The sequence below is a fragment of the Streptomyces sp. NPDC001970 genome, from assembly GCF_053594115.1.
Map to the genome: position 1 here is coordinate 17467 of NZ_JBSFDW010000025.1, position 12669 is coordinate 30135.

Below are 12669 nucleotides of genomic sequence, written 5' to 3' on the forward strand. Positions count from 1 at the left end.
GTCTCGTGAACGGGCTCCGACCGACGGCGTCCCGGATGGGCAGGACACCGACGCCGGAGCGGTCGGCCGCAACGGCCGGTGGCCGTTGCAACGTTGGAAAACTGCGTGCAGCGGAATGACAGCACGCCGTCCGGCGGCTGTCCAGACCCCGTACACGCACGTGCCTGACTTGATGTCACCACCGTGTCCACGGGGGCAGATCACGCCTCGGGCACATCCCGGAAACGTCGCACCGCACTCTTGCCGCACACAGCACGGCAGCGTTATAACGTTGTAAAGCCGGAGCCCCCGACCGCCGCACGGAGGCTGCGAACCTCGGATTTCACCAGGTCAGGACCGTACTGACCAAGAGGCCTGCCGGACATCCGGAACAGGCATGGCTCTGCCTACCCACCTCGCCCGACCGCACGCCACTCGGCGGTGCTGTCCCCGCCTAGGAGTGTCTTCAGATGACCCTTCCGCAGAGATCTCGCACGCTCGCTGTCGCCTGCCTGGCCGCAGCCACCGCCACGCTGGCCATGTCCGGCTGCGCCAAGTCGGAGACCTCGAACGACGCCGGCGGCGACAGCAGCCAGGCGGCCCAGGCGATCCAGACGCCCGCGGCGTCCTCCGGTCCCGGCTGCAAGCTCGAGACCTACGGCGCTCCGAAGCTCGACCTGAAGGGCGCGGTCGTCGGCTTCTCCCAGTCGGAGAAGGAGGCCAACCCCTTCCGGATCGCCGAGACGCAGTCCATCAAGGACGAGGCCGCCAAGATCGGCGTGAAGAAGCTGCTCACCACCAACGCCCAGTCGCAACTGTCCAAGCAGATCAGCGACATCCAGGACATGCTCGCCCAGGGCGCGCAGTTCCTCATCGTCGCGCCCCTCAACTCCGACGGTCTGGAGCCGGCCTTCCAGGCCGCAGCTGCCAAGAAGGTCCCCGTCCTGACCGTCGACCGCAAGGTCAACGCCACCGCCTGCAAGGACTACCTCACCTTCCTCGGCTCGGACTTCGTCGAGCAGGGCAAGCGCGCCGCCGACGCGATGATCAAGGCCACCGGCGGCCAGGGCAAGGTCGCCATCCTCCTCGGCTCCTCCGGCAACAGCGTCACCACCGATCGCACCAAGGGCTTCGTCGACCAGGTCAAGGCCCAGTCACCCCAACTGGAGATCGTCGCCCAGCAGACCGGCGAATTCGCCCGCGACAAGGGCCAGCAGGTCATGGAGCAGCTCATCCAGTCCAAGCCCGACATCACCGCCGTCTACGCCGAGAACGACGAGATGGCGCTGGGCGCCGTCACCGCGCTGAAGGCCGTCGGCAAGACCCCCGGCAAGGACGTCAAGATCGTCTCCATCGACGGCACCCGCAACGCCGTCCAGGCCCTCGCGGGCGGCGAACTCAACGCCGTCATCGAGTCCAACCCCCGCTTCGGTCCGCTCGCCTTCGCCACCGCCCAGAAGTTCTACGCCGGCGAGGAGATCCCGGAGAACGTCATCATCGCCGACCGCGCCTACGACGAATCCAACGCCAAGGCCTCCATCGGCGGAGCGTACTGACCCTGGCCCCTCGTTCGGGTCATGCCGCTGATCCGGCCTGATCCGAACGGAACTCCCCGGCCCGCTCCGGGCCCCCACGGTGCTCTGCTCCCGTGGCGGCCCGGGGCCCACCCACACGATCCATCTCCGGAAGGCCACGTTCATGGCACCCCCCGAAGCGGCAGCGCCCGCGGCGACCGGCACAGAGCCGGCGGCCGCGCCGACGCTGCTGGAGGCTCGCGACGTCGGCAAACGCTTCCCCGGCGTGGTCGCCCTCGACGACGTCTGGTTCACCTTGCGCGCGGGTGAGACCCACGCGCTCGTCGGCGAGAACGGCGCGGGCAAGTCCACCCTGATCAAGGTGCTCACCGGCGTATACCGCCCGGACGGCGGCGAGTTGCTGCTGTCGGGGCAGCCGGTGAGCTTCGCCCGTCCCTTCGAGGCCCAGCAGGCCGGCATCTCCACGATCTATCAGGAGGTGAACCTCGTCCCGCTGATGAGCGTGGCGCGCAACATCTTCCTCGGCCGCGAGCCCAAGAACCGTCTCGGACTGATCGACTTCGCACGCATGCACAGTGAGGCAGCCACCCTCCTGGGAGGGTTCGGCGTCACCGTCGACCCGCGCCGTCCCCTGCACACCCTGGGCATCGGCACCCAGCAGATGGTCGCGCTGGCCCGTGCGGTGTCCGTCAAGGCGCAAGTGGTCATCATGGACGAGCCCACCTCGTCACTGGAGCCGCGTGAGGTCGAAACCCTGTTCCGGGTCATCGGCGATCTGCGGCGACAGAACATCGCCGTCGTCTACGTCAGCCATCGCATGGACGAGCTGTACCGCATATGCGACCGGGCCACCGTGCTCCGCGACGGCAACCACATCCACACCGGCGACCTGGCCGACCTGGACCGTATGCAGCTGGTGTCCATGATGCTCGGCCGCGAGGTCTCCGAGGTCCGCCGGCACGGCGTGACGAGTTTCGGCGAAGAGGACCACGACATCGCTCGCAAGCCCGTCCTCACCGCCACGGGTCTCACCAAGAAACACCAGCTGGACGACATTTCGCTGGAACTCCACCCCGGCGAGGTGCTCGGCCTCGGTGGCCTTCTGGGGTCCGGCCGCAGCGAGACCGCCAAGGCACTCGCCGGGGCCCTGCCGCTCGACGCCGGAGAGATCTGCATCAACGGCTTCCCCCTCGACCGGTTCTCCTCCGCGAGCGCCATCCGCGCCGGCATCAGCCTGCTCCCGGAGGACCGGAAGGCCGAGGGCATCGTGCCCGGCCTGTCGGTGCGGGAGAACATCGTGCTCGCGGCGCTGCCCCGGCTCTCGCGCGCCGGCATCGTCTCGCGCAAGCAGCAGGACCGTATCGTCGACATCTTCATGAAGCGCCTGCGCATCAAGGCGTCGAGCCCCGAGCAGAAGGTGGGCGAACTCTCCGGCGGGAACCAGCAGAAGGTCCTCCTCGCCCGTTGGCTGTGCCTCGAGCCGAAAGTACTTCTGCTCGACGAGCCCACGCGCGGCATCGACGTCGGCGCCAAGGCCGAGGTCCAGGCACTCATCGACGAGCTCGCCCAGGAAGGGCTCGCCGTGCTGCTGATCTCCTCCGACATCGAGGAACTCATCGAGGGATCCGACCGGATCGTGGTGCTGCGGAGCGGAGCCACAGCAGGCGAACTGACCGGCGATCAGGTCTCGGAGAGCGCCCTGCTCAACGTGCTCGCCGATCACTCCCCCGCAGTCGGCCCTCCCCCGGAAGGCGACGCCACCGGCACCGCGGGGGCCACCGACGCCACCGGCACCGATGCGCACGTCCCGGCCCGGGCCCAGGCCACGGCCGGCAAGGAGGACGCCCGATGACCACCCAGGCGACCGCGGCGCCGACACGCGGCCAGTCACGGCTGAGCGGCCCCGCATGGTTCCAGGAGTACGGCGTGTACGCGGCGGTGGCCGCGCTCCTGGCCTTCAACGCGATCTTCACCGAGCACTTCCTCACCGCCGACAACCTCCGCACCCAGCTGATCCAGGTCGCCCCGATCGTCATCGTGGCTCTCGGCATGGCACTGGTGATCGGCACCGAAGGTGTGGACCTGTCGGTGGGTTCCGGCATGGCACTGGCGGCGGCACTGCTGCCGCTGTACCTCGGCTACGGGCTCGTGCCCGCCCTGCTCATCGCGCTCCTCGCCGGCGCCGTGGTCGGCGCTGTGAACGGCACGCTGGTGTCCGTGGTGGGACTGCAACCCATTGTCGCCACACTCGCCCTGTTCGTCGGCGGGCGCGGCATCGCCCTCGTCATGGCGGACGGCCAGCTGAAGCAGATCGCCAACCCCGACCTGCTGTCCCTCGGCACCGGAAGCTTCCTCGGCATCCCGCTGGTCGTCCTCATCGCCGCTGTGCTGGCGCTCGCGGTGGCCTTCCTCGTGCACCGCACGACATTCGGTCGGCAGGTTGTCGCAATCGGCGGCAACCGGCCCGCCGCGGCCCTGGCCGGCCTCCCCGTCAAGCGCGTCCTGACCGGCGTCTACATCCTGTGCGGCATCCTCGCGGCGCTGGCAGGCATCCTCGCCACCGCCCGGCTCACCGCCAGCGACCCGTCCTCGCTGGGCAACCTGATGGAACTGTCGGCGATCACCGCCGTGGTCGTGGGCGGTACCCCGCTCAGCGGAGGGTCCATCCGTGTGCTGGGCACCGTCGCCGGAGCGCTGCTGATGCAGCTGCTGCGCGCCACGCTCGTCAAGCACGACCTGCCCGACTCCACCGCCCAGATAGCCCAGGCGGCCATCATCATCGTCGCCGTCTACGTCGCACGGGAGCGCCGATCCCGATGAAACTCACCTCACCACTCGCTGCCTGCGGGGCAGGCACCCAGGCGCCCGCGCCCTTCGCGGGAGTCGCAACGGAGCCCGCCGGCGCAGAAGTGTCCGGCAGGGAACGTCTCGCCTCGCTCGTACAGCGTCAGGGCGTGCTCGCGGTCCTGCTCCTCGTGATCGTGATCGCCTCCTTCGTCTACCCCACGTTCGCCACCCTCGACAACGCCCGCGGTGTGACCGTGCAGGCGTCCTTCCTCGCGGTCGTAGCGCTGGGCATGACCATGGTGATCATCACCGGGGGCATCGACCTGTCCGTCGGATCGGTCTTCGCCCTCGGCGGCGTACTCGCCGCATGGGCCTCTCAGTGGGGCATCCTGCCCGCACTACTGGTACCGCTCGCGGTGTGCGGAGCGATCGGCGCGCTCAACGGCGTGCTCATCGCACGAGCGGGCATGGCTCCCTTCATCGTCACGCTCGCCTCCCTGCTGGGCGCCCGCGGACTGCTGCTCGCCATCACCGACGAAGGCGCCACCACCTATCTGGTGCCCAAGGACTCGGTGTTCGCCGAACTCGGCCAGGGGAGCATCTGGGGCTTCGGCCATCCGATCCTGATCGCTCTCGTGCTCTTCGGCGCCGGCGGCCTGGTGCTGCAACGCACCTCGTTCGGCCAGACCCTGTTCGCCGTCGGCGGCAGCAACGACGCCGCGACCCTCATGGGGCTGCCCGTCGCCCGCACCAAAATAATCGTGTATCTGCTCAGCGGGCTCCTGGCCGGCCTCGCCGGCGCCGTCAATGCCGCACGGCTGTCCTCCGGCGTGACCATCATCGGCGCCGGGATGGAACTCGACGCGATCGCCGCCGTCGTCATCGGCGGGACGCTCCTCGTCGGCGGTGCCGGATCCGTCAGCGGCACCCTGTGGGGTGTACTCCTGCTCGCCGTGATCCAGAACCTCATCAACCAGATCGGTTCGCTCAACTCCTCGTACCAGTCCGTGGTCAGCGGCGGATTCCTTATCCTCGTCGTGGTCGCGCAGCGATACCTGGCCCGCAGCCGAAGAACAGTCTGAACCCGGCCGGGATCCCGCCGACGCACGACCGCCTGGGTCCCGGCGCACCACCCCGGACCCCGGAAAGCACCGGACACCGGTCCCGGTCCCATGCCTAACAGAGCCGAGTAAGAGGAGTGCCGTGGGCGTCAGCCTCAAGGACGTCGCGCAGCGGGCAGGCGTGTCGATCAAGACCGTGTCGAACGTGGTGAACAACTACCCCCACGTCACGCCCCACATGCGCGCCAAGGTGCAACAGGCCATCGACGAACTCGGTTACCGTCCCAACCTCACCGCACGCCATCTGCGCAAGGGTCGCACCGGCATCATCGCCCTCGCTGTCCCCGAACTCGGCAACCCCTACTTCGCCGAACTGGCCGGTGCCATCATCGACGCCGCAGCCGTACACGACTACACCGTCCTGATCGACCACACGGCCGGCCTGCGCGAGCGGGAGCTGCTGGTCAGCCAGGAGTTCCGTTCCCATGTCATCGACGGGCTCATCCTCAGCCCCGTCCACCTGGAGAACGCCGACCTCCTCGCCAGGCAGGAGACCTCCCCGCTGGTGCTGCTCGGCGAGCGGGAGTACGAGGCGCCCTACGACCAGATCGCCATCGACAACGTGGCCGCGGCGCGCTCCGCGGTACGCCATCTCCTGGACCTCGGCCGCCGCCGGATCGCCTTCCTCGGCTCACGCACGAGCCGCGAGCGCCGCCCCGCCCACCTGCGGTTGCGCGGCTGGCGTGAGGAGCTCGCCGCAGTCGGTCTGGAGCCCGAGGACAGCCTGGTTGTCGCCACGGACGGCTACGGCCGTGCCGACGGCGCCGCGGCCATGGCCGAGCTGCTGGAGCGCGGCGAACGGCCCGACGCCGTGTTCGCCTACAACGACTTGATCGCCCTCGGAGCCATGCGCACACTCACCGAACGCGGCCTCGAGGTCCCCGGCGACGTCGCCGTGGTCGGCTTCGACGACATCGAGGAGAGCCGCTACGGCGCCATCACCCTTACGACCATCTCCCCCGACAAGCCGGCCATCGCCCGTCTGGCCGTCGACCGGCTCGTCGAGAGACTCACCGGAGGATCCGTGTCGGAGCCGCAGAAGATCAGGCCCGGTCACCGCCTCATCGTCAGGGAGTCGACCCGCACCGGCCGGACAGGTGCTTAGCGGGGCGCCGACGGCCCCGTCACGACCGGCGGCCGCCCCCGCCCAGAACCGACCCGTTCCCCGAGAACGCCCGCTCGCCAAAAGGACTGATCATGCCGCGACCCACCGTGCACCACCGGCCGTTCGGCACTGCCCCGAGCGGAGAGAACGTCGGTCTGTGGCGACTGGAATCCGCTTCCGGCGTGCATGCCGAGATCATCACCTACGGAGGCATCCTGCACGCCCTCGGCGTCCCCGACACCTCGGGCAACAACGCCTCCGTGGTCCTGTCGCTGGCCTCCGTCGACCATTACGCCGAGAAGAGCCAATACTTCGGCGCCCTCATCGGCCGCTACGCCAACCGCATCGCCCACGGACGCTTCACCCTCGACGGAACGACGTACCGGATCCCCGTCAACGACCGCGGCCACGCCCTGCACGGCGGACCCGAAGGCTTCGACACCAAGGTGTGGCACGCCACTCCCCTGATGGACGACGACAGTGCCGCGGTACGGCTCACGCTACACAGCCCGCACGAGGACATGGGATTCCCCGGTGCACTCGACCTGACTGTCACCTACGCGCTCGACACCTCGGGCACGCTTTCGGTCGAGTACAAGACGGTGACGGACCGGCCCACCGTGGTCAATGCCACCAACCACGCCTACTTCAACCTGGCCGGCGACGGCGACATCCGGGGCCACACCCTGCAGGTCGACGCCCCTGCCTACCTGCCCGTAGACACGGACGGCATCCCGCACGGCCCCGCCGTGGAAGTGGCCGGCACCGCCTTCGACCTGACCGCCCCTCAGCTCCTCGGGGAGCGGCTCCACGCGCCGGACTACCAGATCCGGCAGGCCGAGGGCTACGACCACTGCTGGGTCCTGACCGCTGCAGGTGACGGCACGCTGCGACGCGCCGCCCGGCTGACCGCGCCGGCCGCCTCGCGCGTCATGGAGGTATGGACGACGGAACCCGGCATCCAGGTCTACACCGCCAACCAGCTCGACGGCACGCTCACGGACGGCGCCGGCCGGGCCCACGACCGCCACACAGCGGTCTGTCTGGAGACCCAGCACTTCCCCGACGCACCCAATCGCCCCGACTACCCCACCACCGTGCTGCGCCCCGGCACGACCGGTCACAGTCGCACCGAGTTCCGCTTTCCGCACCTCGCCGACGCCCCGAAGCAGCCGGACCACTGAAGCGTGGCCCGCCGGGACGCGGCCCGGGCCGCCTCGACGAGGACCGCATCAAGCAGCCCGACCGGCTCGGCATGATCTCGCCCCACTTCGACACCGCCTGCCACGAAGGCCTCACCGCCGCCCGGACTTGGGCCACCGAACTCGTGGGTCCCAGGACATCTTCACCACGGGGTCCTACGTGAAGCGGGTCCTGCTCAACTGCGCACTGCCCGCCGTGATCTGCCTTCTGCTCGGCCATGGGATCGCTGCCCGCATCCGCCGCCTCTGACCGGTTTCCTTGCGAGCGGGTCCGGAGGACCGTGAGCGAATAAGGGCGGCGTGACGCGGACCTCACGGCGTGGCGCCCCTGGCGTTCCACCACGGCGGGCAGGCGGCAAATCTTTGCAGCAGCGTCACAAAGGCTGCGCACGGCCTTCCGCCAGTGCCAGTAGCGTTACTGGCCGCTCGATCCCGCGTGCGAACACGAAACAGGTCGTCGGCGTCCCTGGCGACGCAGTCACCACAGAAAGATCGCAGATGGACTACTGCTCCGCGTGCCGCCGGAATCTCAACGGGGCACTCGTGTGTCCAGGGTGCGGCGCATACGCTCCGGACATCGCCCCGCCTTCCCGGCACCTCCGCAACGACGGCGTCTCCGGCGCAACGACGCAGCGGGCGTGGCACTTGGAGGCGGCCCCCGCTCCGGGGCCCTACCCCGACGCTCATCACCACGGTGCAGCAAGGATCTACGGGGCCTCACCGACGGGCAACAGCGTGTCCGACGACGCAACGGCGGATGCGTCGGACACGGATCCGGCCGACGGCTATGAAGGCGTCGCCTCCACCGGGCAGGGCCGGGCGGCTCGGCGCCGGCAACTGGCGCGCTGGAAGAAGAACCGGCGTCGCGCCGCGGCGGCGACGGCCGTTGCGCTCGTCGGCGGCGGCCTGACCGTTGCCGCGCTGCCGACCAGCAAGCCTTCCAACGATCGCACACACGCGGCCCCACCTCCGGAGCCGGTGCCCACCGGAACCACGCCCTCGACCGCGGCTGTGGAACCGCCGTCGGAGCAGCCGGACACGCGGGTTTCACCGCAGCCCGGCACGGGCCGGCCGCCGACGGCCGGTCGGCAGCAGGACACCGGCGTCGCCGTGTCTTCCTCCTCGACGACGGAACGGCGGCCGGCCACAACCGCCGCCGAGCCCCCCGTGATCTCGCGCGCAACGCCGGACACCGCACCCGAGCCCGCCAAGACGACGCAGCCCCGCACCGCCGAACCGTCGGCCCCGGCGACGACCGTGCCCGCTGCGACCGAACGCCCGGACACCGGCCCGACATCGCTGGACCTTCTACCGGGTGTTTTGGGAGACAAGCCGACATCACCGACACACGTGTGTCTGATCGGTGTGTGCATCGGGTGATCGATCCGCTGCCGGCACACGGCGAGGTCTGCTCTCCCTGACGGAGAGCGCGCCCCTCCCCCCGACTCCGGGCCCGCACCCCGTACGCCGATCCGCTGCCGCCGCCGGCGGCAGCGCGCCGCCCATCACGTCCAGTTTCCAGCGGGCGATCGGCTTTCGCATTCCGCTGCCCGGAGGAATTGGTGGCGGGCGGGAAGGCGTCGCCATCGAGGAGTTCGCCGAGGAGCCCTCGCACGCCGCGATGGAAGGGCTTTGCGCGCAGGTCGTGGCACGGCGCGAAGCCGGTGCGGAAGGCGACGTCGGGTGCTTCCGGGACGCGGTACGGCGCCCGGAAGGCTGGAGCCTGATCGCGGTGGCCGTCGGGCGGAACCAGCAGCGGGGTGCCCAGATCAGGCGGCGCGCCGCCGGGGCGGGCGTACAGGCCGCGTTCCGCCCTGCGGGCACCGGCCGCCGGTTGAAGACCTCCGGCGTGACCTGAGACCCTGGGCGGGGTCCTGTGCCTCCGGGACGGAGTGGTCCCCCAATTCTCGAGGCGCCGCCTTGTTTTCCCTTCGTTGAACGGAAAGACCGAACTTCCATGAACCTGCCCGCTTCAGGCCGGCGCGTCCTTGTCAGCGGCGCGTCGCGGGGCCTGGGCCGCGCGGTGGCCCAGGCGTTCGCAGCCAACGGCGACCGGGTCGCCGTCCACTTCGGTTCGCGCGCCGAGGAGGCCCGCGCAACACTCGGCTCCCTCGAAGGCACGGGCCACGTCCTGATCGGCCGGGACCTCGCGGACCCGGTGGGGGCAGAGGCCGTGGTGGACTCGGCCGCCGAGGCGCTGGGCGGGATCGACGTGCTGGTGAACAACGCGGCCGTCAACATACGTCACCCATTGGCGGAAACATCGTACGAGGAGTGGGTCGCGGTCTGGCAACGCCATGTGGCGGTGAACCTGCTCGCGACGGCGAACCTGAGCCACCTCGCGGCGCGGCGGATGATCGATCAGGGCGGCGGCGGACGGATCGTCAACATCGGCTCTCGCGGCGCGTTCCGCGGCGAACCGGACCACCCGGCCTACGGGGCGACGAAGGCTGCGGTCCACGCCCTGGGCCAGTCGCTTGCGGTGTCCCTGGCCCCGCACGGCATCGGCGTAGCCTCCGTCGCCCCCGGCTTCTTCGCCACCGAAAGGGTCGCCCCACGCCTCACAGGCCCCGAGGGCCCGGCCATCCTGGCCCAGAGCCCCTTCCGTCGCATCGCCACGGCCTCGGAGATCGCCGCCGCCGTCCTCTGGCTCGCCTCCCCTGAAGCCGAATGGTCCTCAGGCGCCGTCCTCGACCTCAACGGCGCCTCGCACCTGCGGACCTGAAGAGCACACACCCGGGAGGCTCCCAGCGGAACAGGAGTCTCGCGGGCCTGTCGTGCCCGACGTCCTCCTCCTCAGGCCCCCGTGACCCGACCTGGTGCGCAACCCACCTCATGGCCCTGCGGATGTTGCCGACGTTCCCGGGCCCGCTGTCAGGCCAGCAGATCCAGCAGCCGGCCGACCTGCCGCTCCGCGGTGCCGACAGGATTCCTGGGATGCTCGGGATCATCGCTCGCCGGCAGAAACAGCCGGACCCGAGCGAGCAGCCGACGGCACGTCCGCAAGCGCGCTGTCTCGGCCGGGGAGAGATCGAACCGGTCCAGGAACTCCGAAACATCAAGCGGGTGCTCCACCCAGCTCCCCACGTGCTCGGTGATCTCCGCCGGCTCAAAGGCGCGATCACTGCGGCCACAGCCCTCGAAGTCGACGATCTGCACCCGGGAACCGTCCCAGAGGTAGTTGGCGAGATGGCCGTCACCAGGGCCGAAGACCGGTGGAAGCCCAGATGGTGCGTCGGCTTCCGGACCTGATCGGGCCGGCCACGCCAACCCGGTGTCCATGGCCTGCCTGACGGGACCGCCGGCCCGCGGACGCGCTGTCTCTGCCCACGCGCCGAGGTGACCGAGAAGTTCGCCCTGATGACCGGGCCTGAGGGGGATCTTGGCGACGACCTCGGACGGCACGGCGGAATGCAACTGGTCACCGCCTCGGTGCAGCGGGTCACACTGAGCCGAGAGTGGCCTGACCTTCGTGCCCGCCCCGTCCTGGTCGCCCTCGCCCGGGCCTTCGGCTGAGACTCGCGCCCCTCGGCTCGCTCCTCCACTGACGGCGTCACCACGGCCACGGCGGGACCGGTGCTCTCACGCTGAGTGCGCCGCGGCGGTCTGCCTTTCGGGACGACGGTGCTCGCGGACCCAGAAGACCATCGTGGAGACGAGCGCCCAGCAGGCGAGGACCAGGAAGGGGAAGGCATGCAGATGGCCGGCGAAGTAGACCTCCGTGTGGATGGCGCTGATCGTGGCGCCCGGGGGCAGCCAACGGCCGATGGTGCCCAGGAACGGGGGGAGGAGAGGCCAGGAGACCGCACCGCCGGAGGAGGGGTTGCCGATCAGGACCATCAGGCCCCATGTGGGAATGATGGCCCACCGTCCGATCAGGACCATGAACATCAGGAAGACCATGCCCGCGGTGAACATGGTCAGGGTCAACGTCAGCCAGGTCGGTACGAAGGGCAGGTCGATCGCGTTGAGCAGCCAGTCCACGACCGCGGCGATGGTGAACGCCCCCAGCAGGGAGTACGCGAGCGTGAACGCGATGCGCTCACCTGGGTTCAGTGCCTTCGCGTGCACACTCATCTGAATCGCGCCCACGAAGCCGACCACCACGGCCGCCAACGAGATGTAGAAGATCGCCAGGCCGCGTGGATCGCCTCTCTGGTTCGGATTGATGTCCCGTACCGCGACGTCCGTCCCCACCGCCCTTCCGACGAGTGGCGCTGCCTGTTCCAGGAGCTCTGCCACGGATGCGCCCGACGCGGACGAGACGTCCAGCGTCACTTTCCGCTCCTGCCGCACGTCGAAGATCGCGAAGACCTTCTGCTCCTCGACCGCGTCCTTGGCCCCTGCGTAGCCGGCGTACCTGTGGACGTCCAGGGAGGCGTCCAGCGCCGTCTCCATGCCCGCCAGGAACGCGGCGCCGTGCGTCGCGTTCACCGGGCCGACCACCGCTGTCGGCACTTTGTGCGGTATGGGATTGGCGAAGGCATAGGTGTACGACCATGCGAAGAGACCTGCCATCAGCGCGACGATGAACACGAGCACCGTCGCCGGCAGGAAAGGGGAGCGCTTGGCCGCCTTCCAGCGCTCCGCCCTCGTCGGAGGCCGCCCGTGTGCTCCGTGGACATGTTTGTCCTGCGCGCTGGACTCCGCCATGGCAAAGACGCTAGGGCAGCCGTGTAGGCCTTGCATCCGGACGGTGCCGACCCTGCTCACCGCGTCGGCACGTTGAGGCACCCGACGCTCCGGGGACATGACGTTCGCGTCGGTGCATGGGCCGTCGGCGGGGAGGTTCATTGACCTCGGAGCTGCGCTTGCCGTGTCACGTCTTGAACCGGAGGCCTTCCTGACGTCGCCACGCCGCGGTCGATCGGCCCGTTGTCGCCTTGGCAACAAGGAGGGCTCACGGATGCCGGCAGTATTGGCATCACGGCGGATTCCGG

At 69.7% G+C, this 12669-nt stretch carries 12 protein-coding genes; 10 read left to right on the forward strand and 2 right to left on the reverse strand.

Annotated elements, in window-relative coordinates:
- Positions 1-449: 449 nt before the first annotated feature.
- From ACWCP0_RS26770 to ACWCP0_RS26810, 9 genes are all read left to right on the forward strand, one after another.
- Positions 450-1535, forward strand: a complete 1086-nt coding sequence (locus ACWCP0_RS26770) for an ABC transporter substrate-binding protein (RefSeq protein ID WP_451081333.1) — start codon at positions 450-452, stop codon at positions 1533-1535.
- 142 nt (positions 1536-1677) lie between these two features.
- Complete coding sequence (locus ACWCP0_RS26775) at positions 1678-3366, forward strand: sugar ABC transporter ATP-binding protein (protein ID WP_451081334.1); 1689 nt, start codon at positions 1678-1680, stop codon at positions 3364-3366.
- The gene (locus tag ACWCP0_RS26780; RefSeq protein ID WP_451081335.1) at positions 3363-4334 is read left to right on the forward strand and encodes an ABC transporter permease; all 972 of its coding nucleotides are present in this window, start codon (positions 3363-3365) and stop codon (positions 4332-4334) included. The genes ACWCP0_RS26775 and ACWCP0_RS26780 overlap by 4 nt, the downstream gene beginning before the upstream one ends.
- Positions 4331-5383: an ABC transporter permease gene (locus ACWCP0_RS26785; protein ID WP_451081336.1), complete on the forward strand. Its 1053-nt coding sequence runs from the start codon at positions 4331-4333 to the stop codon at positions 5381-5383. The genes ACWCP0_RS26780 and ACWCP0_RS26785 overlap by 4 nt, the downstream gene beginning before the upstream one ends.
- Positions 5384-5504: 121 nt before the next feature.
- Complete coding sequence (locus tag ACWCP0_RS26790; protein ID WP_451081337.1) at positions 5505-6527, forward strand: LacI family DNA-binding transcriptional regulator; 1023 nt, start codon at positions 5505-5507, stop codon at positions 6525-6527.
- Positions 6528-6619: 92 nt separating this feature from the next.
- Positions 6620-7711 (forward strand): aldose epimerase family protein, encoded by a 1092-nt coding sequence (locus tag ACWCP0_RS26795; protein WP_451081338.1) that lies wholly within the window; start codon positions 6620-6622, stop codon positions 7709-7711.
- A gap of 516 nt (positions 7712-8227) precedes the next feature.
- Entirely contained in the window at positions 8228-9109 is an 882-nt protein-coding gene (locus ACWCP0_RS26800; RefSeq protein WP_451081339.1) for an SCO2400 family protein, read from the forward strand.
- Positions 9110-9374: 265 nt separating this feature from the next.
- The gene (locus ACWCP0_RS26805) at positions 9375-9587 is read left to right on the forward strand and encodes a hypothetical protein (protein WP_451081340.1); all 213 of its coding nucleotides are present in this window, start codon (positions 9375-9377) and stop codon (positions 9585-9587) included.
- 99 nt (positions 9588-9686) lie between these two features.
- A complete protein-coding gene (locus ACWCP0_RS26810) occupies positions 9687-10454 on the forward strand; it encodes an SDR family NAD(P)-dependent oxidoreductase (protein ID WP_451081341.1) in 768 nt (255 codons plus the stop codon).
- A 149-nt stretch (positions 10455-10603) separates the two neighbouring features.
- Here ACWCP0_RS26810 and ACWCP0_RS26815 read toward each other — a convergent pair whose 3' ends face one another.
- Positions 10604-11134, reverse strand: coding sequence for a phosphotransferase (locus tag ACWCP0_RS26815; RefSeq protein ID WP_451081342.1), 531 nt, complete (start codon positions 11132-11134; stop codon positions 10604-10606).
- Here ACWCP0_RS26815 and ACWCP0_RS26820 point away from each other — a divergent pair.
- Positions 11090-11245, forward strand: coding sequence for a hypothetical protein (locus ACWCP0_RS26820; RefSeq protein WP_451081420.1), 156 nt, complete (start codon positions 11090-11092; stop codon positions 11243-11245). The genes ACWCP0_RS26815 and ACWCP0_RS26820 overlap by 45 nt on opposite strands.
- Before the next feature lie 66 nt (positions 11246-11311).
- Here ACWCP0_RS26820 and ACWCP0_RS26825 read toward each other — a convergent pair whose 3' ends face one another.
- Positions 11312-12382, reverse strand: a complete 1071-nt coding sequence (locus tag ACWCP0_RS26825; protein WP_451081343.1) for an ABC transporter permease — start codon at positions 12380-12382, stop codon at positions 11312-11314.
- Positions 12383-12669: the final 287 nt, after the last annotated feature.